Annotated in this window: 14 protein-coding genes; 8 read left to right on the top strand and 6 right to left on the bottom strand. The window is 71.5% G+C overall.

The annotated features are described in order from the left end of the window. The first annotated feature begins 294 nt into the window (after positions 1–294). Positions 295–4932 (top strand): glutamate synthase large subunit, encoded by a 4638-nt coding sequence (gene gltB, locus AHOG_RS18960; protein WP_093944598.1) that lies wholly within the window; start codon positions 295–297, stop codon positions 4930–4932. Continuing rightward, the gene (locus tag AHOG_RS18955; RefSeq protein WP_093942551.1) at positions 4925–6430 is read left to right on the top strand and encodes a glutamate synthase subunit beta; all 1506 of its coding nucleotides are present in this window, start codon (positions 4925–4927) and stop codon (positions 6428–6430) included. Before gltB ends, AHOG_RS18955 begins: the two co-directional genes overlap by 8 nt. Before the next feature lie 28 nt (positions 6431–6458). Here the strand turns inward: AHOG_RS18955 and AHOG_RS18950 are convergent, their stop codons facing one another. Further along, positions 6459–7286: a siderophore-interacting protein gene (locus AHOG_RS18950; RefSeq protein WP_093942550.1), complete on the bottom strand. Its 828-nt coding sequence runs from the start codon at positions 7284–7286 to the stop codon at positions 6459–6461. Between the two features lie 405 nt (positions 7287–7691). Here AHOG_RS18950 and AHOG_RS18945 point away from each other — a divergent pair, with 405 nt between their 5' ends. Beyond that, positions 7692–9077, top strand: a complete 1386-nt coding sequence (locus tag AHOG_RS18945; RefSeq protein ID WP_093942549.1) for a M28 family metallopeptidase — start codon at positions 7692–7694, stop codon at positions 9075–9077. Between the two features lie 81 nt (positions 9078–9158). Here the strand turns inward: AHOG_RS18945 and AHOG_RS18940 are convergent, their stop codons facing one another. Continuing rightward, positions 9159–9599 carry a VanZ family protein gene (locus AHOG_RS18940; RefSeq protein WP_211290447.1) on the bottom strand — a complete coding sequence of 147 codons (441 nt, stop codon included), beginning with the start codon at positions 9597–9599 and terminating at the stop codon, positions 9159–9161. 232 nt (positions 9600–9831) lie between these two features. Between AHOG_RS18940 and pyk the strand changes: the two genes are divergently transcribed. The 3 genes from pyk (at position 9832) to AHOG_RS18925 (ending at position 13595) form a co-directional block, all read left to right on the top strand. Then, positions 9832–11256, top strand: coding sequence for a pyruvate kinase (gene pyk / locus AHOG_RS18935; protein WP_093942548.1), 1425 nt, complete (start codon positions 9832–9834; stop codon positions 11254–11256). A gap of 85 nt (positions 11257–11341) precedes the next feature. Beyond that, on the top strand, positions 11342–12301 hold the full coding sequence (tesB, locus tag AHOG_RS18930; RefSeq protein WP_093942547.1) for an acyl-CoA thioesterase II: 960 nt from the start codon (positions 11342–11344) through the stop codon (positions 12299–12301). Between the two features lie 184 nt (positions 12302–12485). After that, entirely contained in the window at positions 12486–13595 is a 1110-nt protein-coding gene (locus AHOG_RS18925; RefSeq protein WP_211290446.1) for a DUF368 domain-containing protein, read from the top strand. Positions 13596–13902: 307 nt separating this feature from the next. Here AHOG_RS18925 and AHOG_RS18920 read toward each other — a convergent pair whose 3' ends face one another. Continuing rightward, positions 13903–15342, bottom strand: a complete 1440-nt coding sequence (locus AHOG_RS18920; protein ID WP_093944596.1) for an aminotransferase class V-fold PLP-dependent enzyme — start codon at positions 15340–15342, stop codon at positions 13903–13905. A 224-nt stretch (positions 15343–15566) separates the two neighbouring features. Here AHOG_RS18920 and gndA point away from each other — a divergent pair, with 224 nt between their 5' ends. Next, positions 15567–17006 (top strand): NADP-dependent phosphogluconate dehydrogenase, encoded by a 1440-nt coding sequence (gene gndA, locus AHOG_RS18915; protein WP_093944595.1) that lies wholly within the window; start codon positions 15567–15569, stop codon positions 17004–17006. A 92-nt stretch (positions 17007–17098) separates the two neighbouring features. Then, positions 17099–18016, top strand: coding sequence for a DUF4429 domain-containing protein (locus AHOG_RS18910; RefSeq protein ID WP_169725885.1), 918 nt, complete (start codon positions 17099–17101; stop codon positions 18014–18016). Between the two features lie 253 nt (positions 18017–18269). On the opposite strand, the gene AHOG_RS18905 is transcribed toward AHOG_RS18910, so the two are convergent. The 3 genes from AHOG_RS18905 to AHOG_RS18895 all read right to left on the bottom strand — a co-directional run bounded on the left by AHOG_RS18905 (position 18270) and on the right by AHOG_RS18895 (position 22504). Then, positions 18270–18989, bottom strand: coding sequence for a SigB/SigF/SigG family RNA polymerase sigma factor (locus tag AHOG_RS18905; protein ID WP_211290681.1), 720 nt, complete (start codon positions 18987–18989; stop codon positions 18270–18272). Between the two features lie 276 nt (positions 18990–19265). Next, entirely contained in the window at positions 19266–20039 is a 774-nt protein-coding gene (locus AHOG_RS30365) for an SRPBCC family protein (protein ID WP_211290445.1), read from the bottom strand. A 56-nt stretch (positions 20040–20095) separates the two neighbouring features. Beyond that, positions 20096–22504 carry a SulP family inorganic anion transporter gene (locus AHOG_RS18895; RefSeq protein WP_093942544.1) on the bottom strand — a complete coding sequence of 803 codons (2409 nt, stop codon included), beginning with the start codon at positions 22502–22504 and terminating at the stop codon, positions 20096–20098. Between the last annotated feature and the right edge of the window lie 176 nt (positions 22505–22680).

Raw genomic sequence — 22680 nt, 5'->3', positions numbered from 1 at the left:
CTGCCGGCGAGCGGACCCTACCAGGAGAAACGCGGATCGCGGCGGCGCGCGGTAGCCTGGCCGCAGGCGCGGGGGCAACGGCTGATCCGTGGTATCGGTTCAGTACGTGAAAGCGTTACCATACATGGCGAGGATCACTTTCGAGGGTCTCGTAATTTTTCACATGGCTGTTACAGTCCCATGTACTGATCGCCCATCCCAGGTTACGGGCGCATTAACCGCGGGCCACCGTCGTCCCGACCACCCACCACCGGCTTGATGTCAAGCCGACAGGACGACGAGGGAGGTCTGTTCGTGATCTTCTCCGCCATCCCGGGCCCGCAGGGCCTGTACCACCCGGACGATGAGCGCGACTCGTGCGGCGTGGCGATGGTCGCCGATGTCAAGGGACGTCGATCCCATGACATCGTGCGCGATGCGCTCATCGCGTTGGCGAATCTCGATCACCGGGGCGCCGCGGGCGCGGAGCCCAGCAGCGGTGACGGCGCGGGCATCCTGCTCCAGCTGCCCGATCGGCTGCTTCGTGCGGAGAGTGGTCTGCGACTTCCCGAGCCCGCTGCCGACGGCGCGCAGCGTTATGTCGCGGGGATGGCCTTCCTGCCGGTCGACGAGGCGGACCGTGCCGCGGCGCAGGCCATGGTGGCTCAGCTGGCGTCCGAGGAGGGTCTGCGCGTCCTCGGCTGGCGGGACGTGCCGGTCGACCCCGATGGTGCGAACGTCGGTCCCAGCGCTCGATCCTGCATGCCGCACTTCGCGATGCTGATCGCCGAGGCACTGCCGACCGGCGACGGCGAGCAGGCGGCCGGGTTGGAACTGGATCGGCTGGCCTTCTGCCTGCGTAAGCGGGCGGAGCGGGAGACGGTACGAGCGGGCTGCGGGGTGTACTTCCCGTCACTGTCCTCGCGGACCCTGGTCTACAAGGGGATGCTCACCACCGAGCAGCTGCCCGCGTTCTTCCCCGATCTGCGTGATTCGCGGCTGATCAGCGCGATCGCGCTCGTGCACAGTCGGTTCTCGACCAACACCTTCCCCTCCTGGCCCCTGGCGCATCCGTTCCGCTTCGTCGCCCACAACGGTGAGATCAACACGATTCGCGGCAATCGGAACCGGATGCTGGCTCGGGAGGCGCTGCTCGCCTCCGATCACCTGGCCCGGCGTTCCGGCACCGCGACCTCCGGCACCGCGACCTCCGGGGACGCGGCGGCCGACCTGGAGCGGCTGTTCCCGATCTGTGCCGAGGACGGCTCGGACTCCGCGTCCTTCGACGAGGTGCTGGAGCTGCTGCATCTGACCGGGCGGAGCCTGCCGCACGCGGTGTTGATGATGATTCCGGAGGCGTGGGAGAACCACACGGGCATGGACCCGGCCCGACGGGCCTTCTACAAGTTCCACGCCAGTCTGATGGAGCCGTGGGACGGGCCGGCGTGTGTCACGTTCAGCGACGGCACGCTGGTCGGCGCGGTGCTCGACCGCAACGGCCTGCGGCCTGCCCGGTGGTGGCGCACCACCGACGACCGCGTCGTGCTGGCCAGCGAGGCGGGCGTGCTGGACATCGCGCCGGAGCAGGTGGTGGCCAAGGGCAGGCTGCAGCCCGGCCGCATGTTCCTGATCGACACCGAGGCAGGCGTGATCGTCGACGACGACCAGGTCAAGAGTGGTCTCGCCGCCGAACATCCCTACGCCGAGTGGCTGCACGCGGGCCTGGTGAAGCTGGACACGCTGCCCGATCGGGACCACGTCGTGCAGAGTCACGACTCGGTGGTCCGGCGTCAGCTCACCTTCGGCTACACCGAGGAGGAGCTGCGGGTCCTGCTGACCCCGATGGCCGTCACCGGGGCGGAGCCGACCGGCTCGATGGGGTCGGACACGCCGGTGGCCGCGCTGTCGGAACGCTCCCGCATGCTCTACGACTACTTCGTCCAGGGCTTCGCGCAGGTCACCAATCCGCCGTTGGACGCGATCCGCGAGGAGATCGTCACCTCGGTGGCCAGGGTGATGGGGCCGGAGCACAATCTGCTCGATCCCTCGCCCGCGTCCTGCAGGCACGTCGTGCTGGCGCGGCCGGTGATCGACAACGACGAGCTGGCCAAGCTCATCCACATCAACGACGACGGCGACCTGCCCGGGTTCGCGTGCAGTGTCATCTCCGGGTTGTACGAGGTCGACGGCGGCGGGGACGCCCTGGCCCGGGCGATCGACCGGGTGCGCCGCGAGGCCAGCGCCGCCATCGCGGCCGGCGCGCGGGTCCTCGTGCTGTCGGATCGCGACTCCGATCATTCTCACGCGCCCATTCCGGCGTTGTTGCTGGTCTCGGCGGTGCACCACCATCTGGTCCGCTCCAAGGAGCGCCTGCAGGTCGCGTTGGTGGTCGAGTCCGGCGACGCGCGCGAGGTCCACCACATCGCGCTGCTGCTCGGCTACGGGGCCGCGGCGGTCAACCCTTACCTCGCCTTCGAGACGATCGAGGACATGGTCTCGACGGGGGAGATCGCGAGCATCGAGCCCGCCAAGGCCGTGCGCAACTACGTGCAGGCCCTGGTGAAGGGCGTCTTGAAGGTGATGTCCAAGATGGGCATCTCCACCGTGGGCGCCTACACGGCCGCGCAGGTCTTCGAGGCGGTCGGGCTGGCGGGCGACGTGGTCCGGGAGTACTTCACCGGGACGGTCTCCAAGCTCGGCGGTGTCGGATTGGACGTCCTCGCCGAGGAGGTGGCCCGGCGTCATCGTCTCGCCTACCCGGAGAACCCGACGGACCGGTCGCATCGGCGGCTGGAGGTCGGCGGCGAGTACGCCTACCGCCGTGAGGGCGAGCTGCACCTGTTCAGCCCGGAGACGGTGTTCCTGCTTCAGCACGCCACCAAGACCCGCCAGATGGACGTGTACCGCAAGTACACGGCGGAGGTCGACCGGCTGGCGCGGAAGGGCGGCACGCTGCGGGGGCTGTTCCGCTTCCGCGACGGCGAGCGTCCCTCGATCCCGTTGGAGGAGGTGGAACCGGTCTCGGCCATCGTCAAGCGCTTCAACACCGGCGCGATGTCCTACGGCTCCATCTCGGCGGAGTCTCACGAGACGCTGGCGGTCGCGATGAACCGGCTCGGCGGCCGGTCCAACACCGGGGAGGGCGGCGAGGAGACCGCGCGCCTCTACGACCCGGAGCGTCGCTCGGCCATCAAGCAGGTGGCCTCGGGCCGGTTCGGGGTGACGAGCGAGTACCTGGTCAACTCCACCGACATCCAGATCAAGATGGCTCAGGGCGCCAAGCCCGGTGAGGGCGGTCAGCTGCCGGGGTACAAGGTCTACCCCTGGATCGCGCGGACCCGGCACTCGACGCCGGGAGTCGGGCTGATCTCTCCGCCGCCGCACCACGACATCTACTCGATCGAGGACCTCGCCCAGCTCATCCACGACCTGAAGAACGCCAACGAGCGGGCCAGGGTGCACGTCAAGCTGGTCAGCGAGATCGGCGTCGGCACGGTGGCGGCGGGCGTGGCCAAGGCGCACGCCGACGTGGTGTTGATCTCCGGCCACGACGGCGGCACCGGTGCCGCGGCGTTGACCTCGCTCAAGCACGCGGGCACGCCGTGGGAGGTGGGCCTTGCCGAGACGCAGCAGACACTGCTGCTCAACGGGCTGCGTGATCGGATCACCGTGCAGGTCGACGGTGCGATGAAGACCGGCCGGGACGTGCTGATCGCCGCGCTGCTCGGTGCCGAGGAGTACGGCTTCGCCACCGCCCCGCTGGTGGTGGCGGGGTGCGTGATGATGCGGGTCTGTCACCTGGACACCTGCCCGGTGGGCATCGCGACGCAGAATCCCGAGCTGCGCAGGCGGTACACCGGCAAGCCGGAGTTCGTGGAGACCTTCTTCGAGTTCGTGGCCGAGGAGGTGCGCGAGCTGCTCGCCGAACTCGGCTTCCGCACCCTGGACGAGGCGATCGGTCATGCCGAGATGCTCGACACCAGCGAGGCCGTGGACCATTGGAAGGCCGAGGGACTGGATCTGACGCCGGTCTTCGCCGTCCCGGTCGGCATCGCGGACGGCACCGCGACCTACGGCACGATGCGTCGACGTGTCCGCGATCAGGATCACGGGCTCGACCACGCGCTGGACCGGACGTTGATCCAGCTCGCCGAGGCGGCGTTGGAGGACGCCCACGTCGTGCGGCTGGAACTGCCGGTGCGCAACGTCAATCGGACGGTCGGCACGCTGCTGGGTTCCGAGGTCACTCGGCGTTTCGGTGGCGACGGCCTGCCCGACGGCACCATCACGGTGGAGCTGACGGGCTCGGCAGGCCAGTCGCTCGGGGCGTTCCTGCCCTCGGGTATCACCCTGGACCTCATCGGCGACGCCAACGACTTCGTCGGCAAGGGCCTGTCCGGCGGCCGGATCGTGGTGCGCCCGCATCCGGACGCCTCCTTCGTGGCCGAGCACCAGGTGATCGCGGGCAACGTCATCGGCTATGGCGCGACGTCGGGCGAGATCTTCCTCCGTGGTCAGGTCGGCGAGCGTTTCGCCGTGCGCAACTCGGGTGCGCTGCTGATCGCCGAGGGCGTGGGCGACCATGCCTTCGAGTACATGACCGGGGGGCGGGCCGTGGTGCTCGGCCGCACCGGCCGCAACCTGGCCGCGGGAATGTCCGGCGGCATCGCCTTCGTGCTCGATCTCGATCCGAGCATGGTCAATTCGGCGATGGTCGAGTTGCAGCGGCCGGATCCGGAGGATCTGCGGTGGCTCCGGGAGGTGGTGCGGCGGCATCACGAGGCCACCGGATCATCGGTGGCGGCCTCGCTGCTGGGCGACTGGCCACGCCGTTCACGCGGGTTCACCAAGGTGATGCCCGGCGATTACCAGCGTGTCCTGGAGGCGGTGCGCATCGCCCGCGCCGAGGGCCGCGACGAGGACGAGGCGATCATGGAGGCGTCCCGTGGCTGATCCGCAGGGCTTTCTCAAGCACAGCAGGACCGAACCCGCCAAGCGTCCCGTGGACGAGCGGCTGGGCGACTGGCAGGAGGTCTACGCCGCGCTGTCTCCGGAGCGGCGGGACGCCGAGGTCCGCACGCAGGCCGCACGATGCATGGACTGCGGCATCCCGTTCTGCCATTCCGAGACGGCGGGCTGCCCGCTGGGCAATCTGATCCCGGAGTGGAACGACCTGGTGCGGCGGGGTCAGTGGACCGAGGCGGGCGAGCGGCTGCACGCCACCAACAACTTCCCGGAGTTCACCGGCAGACTCTGCCCCGCTCCGTGTGAGGCGGGCTGTGTGCTGGCGGTGTCGCCGTTGGCGGGCGGCGCCGTGGCCATCAAGCGGGTGGAGCAGAGCATCGCCGACGTGAACTGGGAGAACGGTGCGGTGCCCGCGCAGCCCGCGACGATCTCCACCGGCAAGCGGGTCGCGGTCGTCGGCTCCGGGCCGGCGGGACTGGCGGCCGCCCAGCAGCTCACCAGGGCGGGGCACGACGTCACCGTCTTCGAGCGGGACGACCGGCTGGGCGGACTGCTCCGCTACGGCATCCCCGAGTTCAAGATGGAGAAGCGCGTCCTGGATCGGCGGCTGGCGCAGATGCGGGCGGAGGGCACCGGGTTCGTGACCGGCTGCGAGGTCGGCGTCGACCTCACCGTCGAGCAGCTGCGTGCCGACTACGACGCCGTCGTGCTCGCCGTCGGGGCGTTGCGTGGTCGGGACGCCCCCGAGATCGTCGGTCGTGAGCTGGCGGGGGTGCACCTGGCGATGGAGCACCTGGTGCCTGCCAATCGGGAGACCGAGGGCGACGGTCCGACGTCGATCAGCGCCGAGGGCAGACATGTCGTGATCATCGGCGGCGGAGACACCGGCGCCGACTGTCTGGGCACGGCGCATCGACAGGGCGCGGCGAGCGTGCTTCAGCTCGATCAGTACCCGAAGCCGCCGACGGTGCGCGACGACGCTCGATCGCCGTGGCCGACCTGGCCGTTGATCCTGCGTGACTACCCGGCGCACGAGGAGGGCGGCGAGCGGCGGTACGAGGTCGCGGTGGAGCGTTTCATCGGCGACGACTCCGGCCACGTCCGCGAGATCGAACTGCGCCGGGTGAAGGTGCAGCGCGACGAGCACGGGGTGCGGAAGGTGGTGCCGGTCTCCTCGGAGGTCGACCGGCTGCCGTGCGACCTGGTGCTGTTGGCGATCGGCTTCGAGGGTGTCGAGCGGATGCCGTTGTTGGACGAGCTGGGCATCTCGCTGTCCGGGCGGGGAACGATCGGCTGCGGGTCCGACTGGGAGACCAGCGCGCCGGGGGTGTTCGTCTGCGGCGACGCCCATCGGGGTGCGTCGTTGGTGGTCTGGGCGATTGCCGAGGGCCGTTCGGTGGCCAACGCGGTCGACTCGTATCTGACCGGCGGCTCGACGCTGCCGTCGCCGGTGCACCCGACGGCCCTGCCGCTCGCGGTGGTCTGATCGAGGAGGCGTCGTCGCGTGGCGGGGCTCAGGCGTCGTCGGCGTGGTGATCGTGGTTGACGACGCCTCGCTTCCAGTAGCCGTCGACCTTGTAATGCCTGCGGTCGAGGCCGAGGGAGCGCAGGTGACGGCGGATGGGCTTGAGGTCGCCGCTTTCGCCTGCGACCCAGACGTAACCGACGCCGTCGGGGACGGTGAACTCCGAGAGCGCCTGGTACAGCCGTTCCTGTCCGCCTGCCTCGGCCCCGTCCCGGTGCAGCCAGGTCAGCCGCGTGTCGGGCGGCCGGACGAGTTCCTGTTCCTCGGCGGGGCCGTCGACCTCGACCACGGCCTGCACGCGGGCGGTCGGGCGCGCCTCGGCGAGTTCGGCGAGCCTGCGGCCGATGGCGGGCAGCGCCGTCTCGTCGCCCGCGAGCAGGTACCAGTCGAAGTCGTCGGGGACCAGGTGTGAGCCGCGCGGGCCGAGGACGCCGAGGGAGTCCCCGGGGGCGGCGTCGGCGGCCCAGCGGCCCGCGATGCCGTGCGGGTGCAGGACGAAGTCGATGTCCAGTTCGCTTGCCGCGGCGTCGAAGCGGCGGACGGTGTAGTCCCGAAAGATCGGCTGGGGCCCGTCCGTCGGCGGCGGGACGATGCCGCGCTCGCCCATGGTCGGCATGGTCGGCAGGGCCGCGCCCGGCTCGGGGAAGCACAGCTTGACGTGATCGGCGTAGTCATGGGTCTGGAAGCCGTCCAGATCCGGGCCCGTCAGCGTGATCCGTGCGGTTCGCGGGGTGACGCGATCCACCTTGGAGACCTGGAGCAGCCGAGGCCGCAGGTCGTAGCGCAGGACACGGATCTCCCGCTGCGTGCTGCTCATCGACCGATGCCGCCTCTCTCTTCGGTCTCGCCGACCACGTCTCGAAACTAAGGCGACCCTAACATGCTCGGCTGTGGCACTGGCCGGTCCGTGGTCTGCCGGGCGGGACACGCCCCCCGCGTCGTCGGCCGGGTCGATCCGGTGGGGGACGCGGGCCTGCCGCGGCATCCGAGACATCGCTTCCTTGTAACCCGATCGAAGTCACTCGAAGCGGGCGACACTGTGGCGGGCTGCTGCTGATCGTGCATGGAGAGAGCCTTGTCAGCCGATTTCCGGCGCCGTAGATTCCCAAACGAAGCACCTGATCGTGTTATATCGGGTCGTTTTCTGCTTTGTGGCTACACAAAGTGACTTCTAGTCGGGATACGTGCGAGCGGATCGCGCTCGGGGGCGGGGAGTGGTCGGATGTCAGGACTCAAGCGCCGCGATCTCATCGGAGGAGCCGCCGCGCTGGCGGCGCTCGCCATGGTCGGCGCCACCGCGCCGAGCGCCTTCGCCACACCGAGGATGCGCCCGGGCGCGGGCTCCGCGCCCGCTCTGGGGCTCGCCGACCGTGCCGTGGCGGCCTCGGTCGACGCCCGTCGGGCGCTGACCCACATCCAGCATCTCGCGGGCCGGATCGGCCCTCGAATCGGCGGCACCGAGTCCGAGCACCGCGCCGCCGACTACGCCGCCGCCCGCTTCGAGGAGCTGGGCTACCAGGTGACCCGCCAGCCGTTCCCGGTCGCCGACAAGTACCTGGCCGACCTGGTCCTGCCCGACGGGGAGAGATGGCAGGCCAGCGCCTCGCCACAAGGTTCGTTCGACACGGAGGTCGAGGCCGCGGTCGTCGACGTGCGTGGTGGGGGAGTCCAGGACGGCGCCGACTACGCGGGTCGAGACGTCACCGGGCAGTTCGCCCTCATCGACCACCGGACGGCCGATCGGGACGCGCAGGTGCGGGGCGCCGTCGAACGCGGGGCCGCGGGAGTCCTGCTGGTCGCCGCGTCCTCGAGCGCCGACCGCAAGGCGCCCGCCTTCCTGCCCACCCTGACCGAGCCCGTCGGGGTGCCGGTGCTCGGGCTCGGGCAGGCCCACGGCGAGTGGTTGCGCAGGCGCCTGGTCGCCGGGCCGGTGCGGCTCCGAGTGATCGTCACCGCGCACACCGGCCTCACCTCGTACAACGTCCTCGCGGAACGCCCCGCCTCGATCCCCTCGGACGACCAGGTGGTCATGGTGAGCGCGCACTACGACTCGGTGCCCGGTTCACCCGGCGCCAACGACGACGCCAGCGGCTCGGCGCTCTGCCTGGAGCTGGCCCGTGTCCTGCGTCGGCTGCCCACGCAGAAGGCACTGCGGTTCGCGCTCTGGGGTTCGGAGGAGCAGGGCCTGATCGGCTCCCGCTACTACGTGAACCAGCTCGACGACCACGCCGCCGAGCGGATCGCCGCGTGCTTCCAGAACGACATGGTCGCCACCAGTCATCCGCCCGCCGATTTGTACTGGCTGCTGTCCGTCGACGGCGCCGACAACCTCGCCACCGCGACCGTCGCCGAGGCCGCCGCCCGACTGGGCTACACGGCCGACGTCGCGGGCCCCGAGGCTCGGGGCGGCAGCGATCACGTGCCCTTCCATGAGCGTGGCATCGCGGCGGCCAACTTCAGCTGGCGCGGTGAGGCGGGTCCGCACCTGCTGGAACCCGTCTACCACACGCCGGAGGACACCGTCGCGGGCAACATCAGCAACACACGGCTGCAGGTCTCCCTCGAACTGGTCGGCTCCGCCGTCTACGAGGTGGCCAGGGCGCGCTGAGCAGACCGCCCGGTTCTTCGGTGCCGGGGCCGCTCACGGGCTCGCCTACGACCGAGTGCCGGGCCGTCGACGCCCCGCCGATCAGGCCGTCGGGTTCAGGTCCTCCCGCGAGGCCTCTTCGGCGGGCGTCGTGGCGTCCGATCGAGCGTGCTGTCGCGGTGTGGCGTCGGTGTGCGCGGTCACCGGGCGGCGACCTCCGAGACGCCCGCCGAGTCGCAGCAGGCCCCAGCCCAGTGCCAGCCCGACGAGGTCCGCCAGCACGTCCCAGGGGTCTCCGCTGCGGCCGAGCGGAAGGACCGCCTGCAACACCTCGGTGAGACCGGCGTAGCCGGCGAGGCCGAGGAACAGCGGCAGTCGTGCGACGCCTGCTCCGAGTCCCGTCGCGGCCAACGCGGCGAAGACCGCCGCGTGCACCAGCTTGTCCGTGCCGGGCGGCGCCGAGGGCACGCCGCTCGCGGGCATGAAGAACACCACGAGGCTGATCACCAGGGCGAGGGGGAAGAGCAGCTGCCGGAGCGACACGCGGGCAGTCTCGCACGGCGGCCGTGACGGACCGGGCCGCGATGCGCGACGACAGGAGTCGCTGTGCGTCGCGGATCGCCCACTCCGCGCTGGTGGGTGGCGCGAAGAGGCTCCCCTGGGTGGGGATGTCGGTCACTCCTCGTGCTCGGTGTGCGGTTCGGTAACAGAATGAGACAACTTTTCTGCCTCGCGGGGCAGAATCGGTCCAGTGCGCGGACTACGCTGACCAGACGTGAGTCGACGTGCGAAGATCGTTTGTACGCTGGGCCCTGCCACCGCGACCCCGGAGAAGATCCGGGACCTCGTGCGCGCCGGCATGGATGTCGCCCGGATGAATTTCAGTCATGGCGAGCACGCGGAGCACAAGCGCGTGTACGAGCTGGTCCGTGAGGCCGCCAAGGAGTCGGGGCGTGCCGTCGGCGTGCTCGCCGACCTCCAGGGCCCCAAGATCCGACTCGGTCGGTTCGCGGGCGGCCCGGTCGAGTGGGAGACCGGCAAGACGGTGCGCGTCACCGTCGAGGACGTGGTCGGTACCCACGACCGCGTCTCCACCACCTACAAGGGGCTGGCCGAGGACGCGAAGGTCGGCGACCGTCTGCTGGTCGACGACGGCAAGGTCGGTCTGGTCGTCACGGCGGTCGAGGGATCGGACGTCGTCTGCGAGGTGACCGAGGGCGGCCCCGTCAGCGACAACAAGGGCCTGTCACTGCCGGGCATGGACGTCAGCGTCCCCGCGCTCTCCGACAAGGACATCGCCGACCTGGAGTTCGCCCTCTCCCTGGGTGTCGACTTCATCGCGCTGTCCTTCGTCCGCTCGCCCGCCGACATCGACCAGGCCCATCAGGTGATGGACCGGGTGGGCAGCCGCAGGCTGCCCGTGGTGGCCAAGCTGGAGAAGCCCGAGGCGGTGGAGAACCTGGAGGCCATCGTGCTGGCCTTCGACGGTGTGATGGTCGCCAGGGGAGACCTGGGCGTCGAGCTGCCGCTGGAGCAGGTGCCGCTGGTGCAGAAGCGGGCCATCCAGATCGCCAGAGAGAACGCCAAGCCGGTCATCGTGGCCACCCAGATGCTCGAATCGATGATCAACAACTCGCGGCCGACCCGCGCCGAGACCTCGGACGTGGCCAACGCCGTGCTCGACGGCACGGACGCGGTGATGCTCTCCGGCGAGACCAGCGTCGGCCGCTACCCGGTCGAGACCGTACTGACCATGGCTCGCATCATCGAGGCGGTGGAGACCGAGACGACGGTCGTCCCGCCGCTGACCCACGTGCCCAGGACCAAGCGTGGCGTCATCTCCTACGCGGCCCGCGACGTGGGCGAGCGGTTGAACGCCAAGGCGTTGGTCGCCTTCACCCAGTCCGGTGACACGGTGCGGCGGGTCGCCCGACTGCACACCTCGCTGCCGCTGCTGGCCTTCACCCCGGAGCCGGAGGTGCGCAGCCAGCTCTCCCTGACCTGGGGCACCGAGACGTTCCTGGTCGACAAGGTGGACTCCACCGACCGCATGGTGGAACAGGTCGACCTGGCGATGCTCTCCATGGGCCGGTATCAGCGTGGCGACCTCGTGGTCATCGTCGCGGGATCGCCCCCCGGCACGGTCGGTTCCACCAACCTGATCCGGGTCCACCGGCTTGGTGAGGACGACCACGCCTGAGCCCGGAAGGCCCCGCCCCGCCGCCTCGCGGGGTAGCGTCTCGAGTCATGCGAGGCGCACTGCCGGTCGACCGTGAGGCGACCGCATGACCGGGACGAACCGCGACGCGGCGTCCGAACCGGCCGGGGTTGGCTCGGACGCCGTGCCACGGTCTCAGGGAGCCGGCTCCGGTGGCGACGACGTCGCGTCCGGACAGCCGGTCCTTGATCGACTGGTGACGCTGCTCGATCTGGAGCGGATCGAGGAGAACCTCTACCGAGGCGTCAGCCCCGCGGAGTCCCCGGTACGGGTCTTCGGCGGCCAGGTCGCCGGTCAGGCGCTCGTGGCCGCCACCAGGACGGTGCCCGCGGATCGGTATGTGCACTCGCTGCACGCCTATTTCATCCGGGGCGGCGACCCGAGCGTGCCGATCGTCTACGAGGTCGACCGGATCCGGGACGGCCGGTCCTTCACCACCCGGCGCGTGGTCGCGGTCCAGCACGGCAAGGCGATCTTCTCGCTCTCCGCGTCGTACCAGGTCCGGGAGGAGGGGCTGGACCACGCCGAGGAGATGCCGGAGGTGCCCGCCCCGGAGACCCTGCCCACCTGGGCGGATCGGGTCGCGGCCTACCGGGACAAGCTCGGGGTCTTCGCCACGACCCCCCGCCCGTTCGACCTGCGCTACGTCAACGATCCGCCCTGGTTGTCCAGGGAGAGCGGGCCGCGTGAGGCGCACAACAAGGTCTGGATGCGCGCCGCGGGCAGCCTGCCCGACGACGAGGTGCTGCACGTCTGCCTGCTCGCCTACGTCTCGGACCTGACCCTGCTCGACTCGGTACTGGCCCGGCACGGCGTGTACTGGGGCACCGACCGGGTCGCGGGCGCGAGCCTCGATCACGCGATGTGGTTCCACCGGCCGTTCCGGGCGGACGAGTGGTTCCTGTACGACTGCGCCTCGCCCAGCGCCTCCGGTGGGCGCGGCCTGGCGACGGGCCGCTTCTTCACCAGGGACGGCCGACTCATCGCGTCGGTGGTCCAAGAGGGGCTGCTGCGCGTCTCACCGTGAAGCGAGGGCGGCGCCGCGCCGTCCTGCGGGGTCCGTCCCTTCGGCGATCGAGGTGAGCGGCATCGCCGACCGGCGGGCACCTCGGACGCCTCACCCCCGTCGTCGGGCGGCGTCGCCCGCCGCGGGCCCCGGACGGTGACCGCCGTGGTCGGGTCCGGCCCGGCGGACGGTTATCGTGCCTACCGTGCCCTCACCGAAGTCCTCGCCGCAGTCCGCATCGGATTCCCCGCCGGTATCCGCGCCGACCTCCGCCACGCCGCCGCAGCGCGCCAGGCCACGCCCGTCGAAATGGAAGTCGGCGCCGCTGAACCTCCTCGGCGGCGGCCTCATCGGCACGGTGGAGATCATCCCCGGTGTCAGCGGCGGGACGGTCGCGCTGGTCATCGGGCTCTACGAGCGTCTGATCGCCGCCGCGGGTCATCTGATCACCACGGTGCGCCTGGTGCTCTCCGGGATACGCAGGCGGGACTTCGCCCCGGCCAAGGCCGAGGCGGCCAAGGTGGACTGGTTCATGCTGGCCGCGGTGCTGGTGGGCATGGCCGTCGCCGTGGTGGCGGTGGCCAGGCTGTTGCACCCGATCCTGGACGAGTACCCGGTGGGCTCCCGGGCGGTCTTCATCGGCATGGTGACCGCCTCGATCCTGGTCCCGGTGCGGATGATGGGCGGCCTGCGCAAGCCGCTGCACTGGGCGCTGCTCATCGGCTCCGCCGCCGCCGCACTGCTGTTGACCGGGCTGCCCTACGGCACGATCGACGAACCACCGCTGTGGCTGGTCGCACTCGTCGCGGCCTTCGCCGTCTGCGCCCTGGTGTTGCCGGGCCTCTCCGGTTCGTTCCTGATGATGGTCGTCGGACTCTACGAGCCGACCCTGGAGGCGCTCAACGAGCGGAACCTGCCGTACATCGGCGCGTTCATGCTCGGCGCGGTGATCGGGCTCGCCACGTTCGTCAAGGTCCTCCAGTGGTTGTTGGAGCATCACCGCCAGGTCACGCTCGCCGTCATGACCGGCCTGATGATCGGCTCGCTGCGGGCACTCTGGCCGTGGCAGGACGCCGACAGCGTCGCCCAGGCGCCGGACGGCGACGTGCTGCCGGTGCTGCTGCTCGTGCTGGCAGGCGCGAGCGTCGTCCTGGTGGTGATCTTCGCGGAACAGCGGATGGCGGCGAAGCGCGCGGCCGAGGCGGCGGATGAGGACGCCGACCAGGACGCGGTCTCGCCGGCCTCGTCGAACGAGGAGACGATGCGCATCAAGCGAGTGATCGGCGACGAGCCGACCGAACGCATCCAGCGCTGAGGCCGTCACCCGCCCGCCCGCGCCGCCGACCGGGACAGCCGGTCGGCGGCGGTCGACCTCCGCGAGCCCGAACGCGGGAGTGCGCGGGCGGACGGGCGCCGCGGACGATCGTTCATCGGCACGGCCACGGCGGCCCCGGTGATGACGGCGGCCGCCGATGACGGCGCCCCGGTAGTGACGGCGGCCGCCGATGACGGGCCCCGGTGATCACGGCGGCGCCGCCGAGCTCTCCGGCGGCTCACGCCCGCTGCGGACCGGATCGTCCGCGGGCACCGCGTCCCGCGGCGCGCCCGTCCGTCCGGGCTGGTCAGCCGGCCGCGGCCGCCTCGAACGCCTCGCCGAGCAGCCGCCACAACGCGAGGACATGGCCGCGCTCGGTGGTGACGCCGCCGATCGCCACCCGGATCACCGGCCGCCCCGCCACCGCGGTGTGGCTCAGGAATGCCCGGCCGCTCTCGTTGATCGACGCGAGCAGCCGCTCGGTGCGTCGATCGTCGGCCGCCGCGCCCGCCCCGGTGCGGGCCCTGAGACAGACCAGGGCGAAGGACGGCTCCGTGACGAGGGCGAACCGCTCGTCGCCGCGCACCAGCTCGGCCAGTTCCTCGGCGAGTGCCACGTGCAGGCGCAGGTGCTCGCGCAGGCCCCGCAGGCCGAACCAGCGCAGGACGGCCCACAGCTTCAACGCGCGGAACCTCCTGCCCAGCGGTATCTGCCAGTCGCGATAGTCGACGACCGCCCCGCCCACGCCTGCCGGGTCGCGCAGATACTCGGGCAGGATCGAGAGCGCGTCGACGAGCACGTCGGGATGGCGTGTCCAGTACAGGCCGCAGTCGAAGGCGGTCATCAGCCACTTGTGCGCGTTGGTGCAGAAGGAGTCCGCCTCGGCGACTCCGGCGAAGGGGGCGCGGAGCTCGGGACAGAGGGCCGCCACGCCCGCCCACGCCGCGTCCACGTGCAGCCAGATCCCGTGTTCCCGACAGATCGCGGCGATCTCGCTCAGCGGGTCCACCGCTCCGGTCCCCGTGGTGCCCACGGTGGCGCACACCAGCACGGGCCTGCGCCCGGCGGCCATGTCCTCGGCGACGGCCTCGGCCAGCGCGGCGGGCCGCATCGCCAAGGTGTCCGGGTCGACGGACACCGAGCGCAGGCCGTCGTGGCCGAGACCGGCCACCCGGACCGCCTTGGCCAGGCTCGAGTGCGTCTCCGCCGATCCGTAGACGACCTCGCCGCCGGTGAGGCCGCTCGACCGCCAGGCGCCCGCCGAGCCGCGGTGCAGCGCGGTGAGCAGCGCGACCAGGACCGCGGAGGACGCCGAATCCTGGATGACGCCGCCGCCACCACCGGGAAAGGTGAACTCGGCGGGCAGCCCGAGTTCACGGGCGAGCCCGTCGAGCAGGTACTGCTCCAGTTCCGTGGCGGCAGGCGACGTCGTCCACGACATGCCCTGGACGCCGAGCCCGCTGGAGAGCAGATCACCCAGCACCGAGGCCAGCGAGGCGTTGGCCGGGAAGTAGCCGAAGAAGGACGGGTGCTGCCAGTGGGTCAGGGCCGGCACGATGACGCGGTCCAGGTCGGCCAGCATCGACTCCGGCGACTCTCCTTCCTCGGGAAGTCGGGGAGGCAGCTGTTCCCGCAGGCCTCCCGGTCGTACCGGGCCGCGGACCGGCAGCTCCTCGACGCCTGCGCGGTAGTCGGCGATCCAGTCCACGACGGCGTGGCCGAAGTCGCGGAACTCCTCGGGGGTCATCTCGGTGCCCGGCACGATCAGCACCGTAGACCCTGTTCCGCGGTCCTGCCGCCGCGGCGTGGAAGGGACGCGTCGCCGCGGGACGCCCCGTCGCCGTCCGGGTACGCGGCGACGACGGATCGTGGACGCCCCGGGACGGTGTTCGCCCGGGAACGGATCCCGAAAGACGAGGCGTTGCCGACAACGACTCGCGCGGGACGCACCTCTCGGGGCAGGCTGTGGACATGACGGATGATGTTGCGCGTACCGCACAGATCGGGGTCACCGGGCTCGCCACGATGGGAAGCAATCTCGCCCGCAATCTCGCCAGGCGCGGATACCCGGTCGCGGTGCACAACCGGACGCAGGCCAAGACGCGCGAGCTGCTGGATCAGCACGGTGACGAGGGCGTCTTCGTGGAGGCGGCGACGCTCGCCGAGCTGGTCGCGGTCCTCGAACGCCCCCGCAAGATCATCGTGATGGTGAAGGCGGGCGCGGGCACCGACGCGGTCCTGGACGAACTCGCCGGCCTGCTGGAACCCGGCGACATCCTGCTCGACGGCGGAAACGCCCACTTCGCCGACACCCGGCGGCGGGAGGCGGCGATGCGGGAGAAGGGTCTGCACTTCGTCGGGACGGGGATCTCCGGCGGCGAGGAGGGCGCCCTGCTCGGCCCCAGCATCATGCCCGGCGGCTCCGCCGAGGCCTACGAACAGGTCGGCCCGATCCTGGAGTCGATCGCCGCCGTCGTGGACGGCGAACCCTGCTGCGTGCGTCTCGGTCCGGACGGGGCGGGTCACTTCGTCAAGATGGTGCACAACGGCATCGAGTACGCCGACATGCAGTTCATCGCCGAGACCTACGACCTGCTGCGCCGGGCCGCCGGGCGCGAGCCCGCCGAGATCGCCGAGGTCTTCCGCACCTGGAACGACGGCGACCTGGAGTCCTACCTCATCGAGATCACCGCCGAGGTGCTCGCCCACGTCGACCCGGCCACTGGTAAGCCGTTCGTGGACGTCGTCGCCGACCGGGCCGAGCAGAAGGGCACGGGCCGCTGGACGGTCCGCGAGGGCCTGGAGCTCGGCGAGCCGGTGGCCGGGATCGCGGAGGCCGTGTTCGCCAGGGCCCTCTCCGGGCACGTCGAACAGCGTGCCGCCGCCGCGAACCTGCCCGGTCCCTCTGCGTCGCCCAAACTCGGCGACGACTTCGTCGACGACCTGCGTGAGGCGCTCTACGGCGCCAAGCTCGCCGCCTACGCCCAGGGCTTCAGCATGATCACCGAGGCAGGCCGAGAGTACGGCTGGGACATCGACCTCGGTGCCACCGCCCGGATCTGGCGGGGCGGCTGCATCATCCGGGCCCGCTTCCTCAACCGGATCACCGACGCCTATCGCGCCGACCCCGACCTGGTGAACCTGCTGGTCGACGAGTACTTCACCGAGCAGATCGGCCGGGCGCAGGAGGCCTGGCGCCGTGTGGTGGCCACCGCGGCGGCGGCGGGCGTGCCGGTGCCGGGCCTGGCCTCCGGGCTGGCCTACTACGACTCCCTGCGTGCCGAGCGGCTGCCCGCCGCCTTGGTGCAGGGCCTGCGTGACTACTTCGGCGCCCACACCTACCAGCGGATCGACCGGCCCGGCGGCTTCCACACCCGGTGGGGGCAGGGCCGGGACGAGGTCGAGGCCTAGAGCATCGGTCGCTGTCGTCCCAGGGGTGGTCGGCGACGTCCGATCCGCGTGATCTCGCCGTCCACCCCGTAGGCGCAGGCTATCCTCTGGCCGTGGAGTTCGGGTTGGAGTTGGCCGGGCGCAACGCGCGCTGGGTCTTCGAGGCGGCCGGCATCCGCATCCGGTACGGCACCGGCCGCCGGACCCATGCGCTGCTCCGCGAGTTCGGGGAGATCTTCGTACCCAACGAGGCGCTGGTGGGCGCCACGCTGACCGAGCGGCGCAGGCCGTTGCTCGACCTGCGACTGCGGCCCCGCTCCGAACCGGTGTTGAGCGTCGCGGCGGGCGGGCTGCCCGACGGCGCCGAGCCCTACCGGCTGACTCTCGACGCCGCCCAGCAGGATCTGGCGGCCTACTACCTGCGCGAGATCGACGACCGTGCCTCGGCGAATCCGGACGCGCCCGCGCCTCGATACCTGGTGCGCCTTCCGCCGCCGCCGCTCAGCTCGAAGGGCTTCGACGGCACCGTCGCCTTCGACGGACGGCTGCTGACCATGCGATGGGGCATCCAGGCGCACCGGTCCAAGCGGGCCGTCGGCTCGGCTGTCTACCCGGTGGATCGGCTGCGGGACATCGAGTGGTTCTGCCCGGAGTACGGCGGCTACGGCTACCTGCGGGTGACCACCGTCGACACCAACCCCGCCGTGCGGCCCAAACCCGCCCAGGATCTCGCGGCGGTCGTCACGTTCGGGGCGACGGCGGGACTGCCGGTGGCCTGTGCGGTGCGGGTCGCGATGGACGAGGCTTCCGGCGAACCCGCCGCGCTCACCACGGGCGAGGCCGCTCCTGCGGGGCCGGCCGCCGACCAGGCGTCGGCGGAGCCCGGCACCCAGGCTGGGCGGGCTCGCGGTGAGGCGGAGGTGGACGAGATCTTCCAGACCATCCGGAAGCTCGGCGAGCTGCGCGACGCGGGCCTGCTCAGCGACGAGCAGTTCGAGGAGAAGAAGGCCGAGCTGCTCCGGCGTATCTGACGCCGAGGTGCCGTGCGGCGTGCTCCGCCGCTGTGTGTGCGCCGGTCGAGCTCTCGCCACCAGGGCGCCCCGTGGGCGGCGGGCGGGGTGGGCGACCGATTCGGCGCGGCACGCCCGTCGGCGTCGCCCGAGGACGCGGCGGTCTCGGGGTCCGCCCGCCCGGTCGGGAGGCGCGACGACCGGCGGTCCGCCGGGCACCCGGTGCGGCTGCCTCGCCACGTGGTCGTCGTGGGTGCGCCGGGACGGTGGGCGGTCAGCGTGCCTCCTCGCGCAGCCGCCGCAGCGCCCGCGCCAGCAGCCGTGAGACGTGCATCTGGGAGATGCCGACGCGCTCGGCGATCTGGGTCTGGGTCAGGTTGGCGAAGAACCGCAGCAGCAGCACGGTGCGATCGCGCTGCGGCAGGGTCGCCAGCAGCGGTTGGAGCACCTCCCGGTTCTCCACGTTCTCCAGCTCGGGCTCGATCCTCCCGAGGGTGTCGCCCAGCGCCAGGCTCTCGTCGTCGATGAGCATCTCGTCCAGCGAGCTGCTGCGGTAGGCGTGGCCCGCCGCCAGCCCCTCGTACACCTGCTCGACCGGCACTTCGAGTCGTTCTGCCAGCTCACGTGGGGTGGGTGCCCGGCCCAGCGTCTGCGAGAGCTCGCCGCTCGCCGTGTTCAGCGCCAGATGCAGCTCTTGGAGCCTGCGGGGCACGCGCACCGTCCACCCGGTGTCACGGAAGTGCCTGCGCACCTCGCCCATCACGGTCGGCACCGCGTAGGAGAGGAAGTCGACGCCGCGTTCGGGATCGAAGCGGTCCACCGCCTTGATGAGGCCCATCGTGGCGACCTGCACCAGGTCGTCCTGTGTCTCGCCTCGGTTGGCGAAGCGCCTGGCCACGTGTCGAGCCAGGGGGAGGTGTTCGGTGACCAGCCGCTCGCGGAGGGCCGCGTGCTCCCGGCAGTCGGGCTCCAGCGCGGCCAGCTCGGCGAACAGCGGGGCGAGATGCTCGTAGCGGACGTTCTCGCCGCCGCGTGCATCCCGCTCGCCGTCTACTGGCCGGGCTGTGCCCGGTCGGGCTTCTCGGCTCACCCCGCTCGCCGTCTCCGCGCTTCCACGCGCTCCAGCTTGCCCGCACTCTCGCGCTCCTGCTCGGCGTGGCGACGAGGCGGGCGGCGGTCGGGCGCCTGCGCGCACCCGCCGTGCCCGTCTCGGCGGGCACGGGTGCCGTCGCGGTGGATCGAGCTGATCATGACGAGCCGGGGCGCGCCGTCACCGGCTCGTCCGGTCACCCGGCACGTCGGTCGGGGACGGGGCCTGCGACGGCATGTCGTCGGCCCCGTCGCGTTCCAGGACGGCCGCGGCCTGCGGCTGGTCCGCCTGCGACGGCACGGCCGGGGTCGCGGACGCCGCCGAGTCGCCGGTGCGCGGCTCGATCAGATCGATCGCCGCCTGCGACGGGTTCTCCGCCGCCTCGATCTCGGCTTCGAGCCGGTCTGCCATGCCGGGCTCGATCTCGGTCTCGAGGTCCGCCGCGGTCTCGGTCTCGGCGGCGGCCGTCCGTTCGGGCCGCTCCGACTCCTGCTCGCCCGCCGGGTCGAGGGGCCGCGGGTCCTCGTCGAAGAGCTCGAAGATGTCCGCCTCCAGGAACTCCTTGAACCGTTCGAGGTCGCCGCGCACCCGTTGGGCGATGAGACCGAGTCTGCCGCCCGCCTTCTCCACCAGCGTCGTGGGCTCGTAGTCCATGCGCAGGTGCACCCGGGTGGTGTCCTCGTCGACGGCCCGGAACGTCACGACTCCGGCGTGGTCCTGCCCGCCGTCGGCCTGCCAGCTGATCAGGTCGTCGACGCGCTGTTCGACGATCCGGGCGTCGAACTCCCGACGGACGCCCGCGATCTCGATCACCCAGTGCGTGGTCTGGGCGTCGACCGGGGTGATCTCCTCGACGCCCTCCATGAACAGCGGGAAGTCCTCGATGCGTGCCCACCCTGCGTAGGCGACGCTGACCGGGACCCGAACGTCCACCGATTCCTCGATCCTCGTCACAGCGGGACCTCCCTTCGGCTGATCGTGGGGCAGGGACTACCCGGAGGATCTGCCGTTCACACCTGACTCAGCGGCTCGGAGAGGGGGTGCAGGGTGCCGTCGTGCTCGTCGACGCGGTACATCCGTGCCTCGGCCAGATCGAAGTACATGCCCGCGAGGGTGAGCCGCCCCGCGAGCACCGCCTCACTGACCAGCGGATACGTCATCAGGTTCGTCAACTGCTGCCAGACGTTGAGGACGGCGACCGCGTCGGCGGCCGAGTTCGGCCTCCGCTGGTCCCGACCGGCGGCCTCGGCATCGGGCGCGGCGCCCGGCCCCTCGGACTCCGAGTGCTCGGCGCTCGGGGCGGCCGCTGTGCCCGGGGCGAGCTCGGCGGGCGCTGTGCTCTGGGCGGCCGCGATGGGGGCTTGGAGCAGGCGCAGGCTCGGCTCCGCGTGCACCAGCCACTCGGCGAGATGACTGTTCGGGTCCGTGTCCCCGTCGAGCAGCGATCGCATCGCCCCGCAGTGCGAGTGGCCGCAGACCACGATGCTGGTGACGGCGAGCCGCTCCACGGCGAACTCGATCGCCGATCCCACCGAGCTGTCACCCAGGGAGTCGCTCGGCGGCACCAGGTTGCCCACGTTGCGCAGCGTGAACAGGTCCCCCGGCCCGCTGGTGGTGATCACGTTCGGGACCATGCGGGAGTCCGCGCAGCAGACGAACAGTCGCGCGGGCCGCTGGCCGTGTTCCGCCAGCTCGGCGAGCAGCGGGCGCAGCAGGGGAGCGGATCGTCGCTCGAACTCCTGGACACCCAGGATCATCGGGTCCGCCTCGGTGCGCTGGTGGGGGATGGCGTGACGGACGTCGGTGCGCTGGTCGCGGTGTCGCTGCCAGTGCTGCCAGGGGGCGAACCAGTGTGGCGCCAGGTTCGTGGTGCTACGTGTGGTCGTGGGCCTGCCGCCTGCCGCGGCATGGTGGTACCAGGCGGTGCCGATCTCGTCGATGCGCACGGTCCCGCCCGCCCGTTCGTAGCCGGTCCGCCAGTCACGCAGGGCCTCGAACGCCCCCTGGTCGAGGCAGTCCAGGTGCAGTTCGACGGTGACGTCCTGGCCGGGTGGTACGGCGCTCAGTCGGGTGGTCAGGGCGCTGACGCCGAGGAAGACCAGCGAGCCGTCGACCGTGATCCGCCAGTGGCCCTCGCCGAGGGCCGCCACCTGGATGCGGTGCCTGGCGAGACGCCAGAGCGTCTGCGCCATGGCCAGGGCCAGCCCGGCGAGGACGCCGACGACCAGGTCGAAGCAGACCACACCCGCCATCGTCACGGCATAGGGCCCGAACTCGCGCTGGCGCCACAGCAGCCGCATCCGCGTCGGGTCCACCAGCTTGACGCCGATCACGACCAGGACTCCGGCGAGCGCGGCCATCGGGATCAGCTCCAGCATGCCGCCGAGGAACAGCACGGCCAGTGCCATCCAGACTCCGTGGAGGATGGCGGAGGCGCGGGTCCGGGCGCCGGAGGAGACGTTCGTCGAGCTGCGGACGATCACCCCGGTGATGGGCAGGCCGCCCAGCGATCCGGAGCCGATGTTGGCCGCGCCCTGCGCGAGCAGCTCCCTGTTCAGGTCGGCGCGCCTGCCGTCGTGCATGCGGTCGACGGCGACGGCCGACAGCAGCGACTCGACGCTGGCGACCAGCGCGACGGTCAGGACGCCGGCTCCGACGGCGAGCAGGTCGGAGTCGGGCAGGGCGGGGAGGCTGATCGCGCCGAGCGGATCGTCGGGCAGCGAGACGGTCGTGACGTCGGGGCTTCCGAGGGCGAGCAGCGTGGCGATCGTGACGGCGGCCAGCGGCGCGGGAACGACCCGCAGCATGGGCAGACGCGGCCAGACGATCAGGACCGCGATGGTGGCCAGGCCGATGAGCAGCGTGGGGGCGTGCGGGCCGCTGAGCAGCTCGGGCATTCCGTCGAGGTTCTCCAGCGCCTCGGGGCGCGACTCGCCGCCGAGCATGACCTGGACCTGCCCGATGGCGATCACCACACCGATGCCCGCGAGCATGCCGTGCACCACCGAGGGAGAGAGCGAGAGGGCGAGCCGGGCGACCTTCGAGACGCCGAAGACCAGTTGGAGCAGGCCCGCACCGACGGTGATGGCGGCGGTCACCGGCCAGCCGTGCCGTTCGATCAGGCTCGCGACGATCACCACGAGTCCGGCGGCGGGGCCGCTGACCTGGAGTGGGGCGCCGGCGAGCGTGCCTGCCACGATGCCGCCGACCACGGCGGCGATCAGGCCGGCCATGATCGGGGCGCCGGTGGCGGCCGCGATGCCGAGGGACAGCGGCACGGCGACGAGGAACACCACCAGGGACGCGGGCAGATCGTGCCGGAGGACGGTGTCCCAGCCTCGGCCCTCGGGCGGGCTCGTCGGGGGGTCGACGGTGGTGTGCTCGCCGCCGTGTGGCCGAGGTTCGGATCGTTTGTTCATGGGCGCTCCTTGTGCTGGGACGGTGGGACGTCGCGGCCGTGTCGCGGCCTCGGGATCGGCGGAGCCGACCGCGGGGCAGCCGAGGTGGGGAGGACCTCGCCGATCGCGCCGGTGCCGTCGACGGCGGAGGGGCGAGTGTCCGCCTGATCACAGGCGAGGAGGCCGGGTCGGATCGA

Origin of the sequence: Actinoalloteichus hoggarensis (assembly GCF_002234535.1) — a bacterium.
In the GTDB taxonomy this organism is placed as follows: domain Bacteria; phylum Actinomycetota; class Actinomycetes; order Mycobacteriales; family Pseudonocardiaceae; genus Actinoalloteichus_A; species Actinoalloteichus_A hoggarensis.
Note: the sequence above shows the minus strand (reverse complement) of the source record. Positions and strands in the feature narration are given on the sequence as shown.

What these genes read in the sequence shown, in the direction of transcription:
- AHOG_RS18950 (WP_093942550.1), bottom strand. Translation starts at nt 7,286, where the DNA reads ATGAGCAGCACGCAGCGGGAGATCCGTGTCCTGCGCTACGACCTGCGG.
- AHOG_RS18945 (WP_093942549.1), top strand. Translation starts at nt 7,692, where the DNA reads ATGTCAGGACTCAAGCGCCGCGATCTCATCGGAGGAGCCGCCGCGCTG.
- tesB (WP_093942547.1), top strand. Translation starts at nt 11,342, where the DNA reads ATGACCGGGACGAACCGCGACGCGGCGTCCGAACCGGCCGGGGTTGGC.
- AHOG_RS18920 (WP_093944596.1), bottom strand. Translation starts at nt 15,342, where the DNA reads ATGACCCCCGAGGAGTTCCGCGACTTCGGCCACGCCGTCGTGGACTGG.
- gndA (WP_093944595.1), top strand. Translation starts at nt 15,567, where the DNA reads ATGACGGATGATGTTGCGCGTACCGCACAGATCGGGGTCACCGGGCTC.
- AHOG_RS18895 (WP_093942544.1), bottom strand. Translation starts at nt 22,504, where the DNA reads ATGAACAAACGATCCGAACCTCGGCCACACGGCGGCGAGCACACCACC.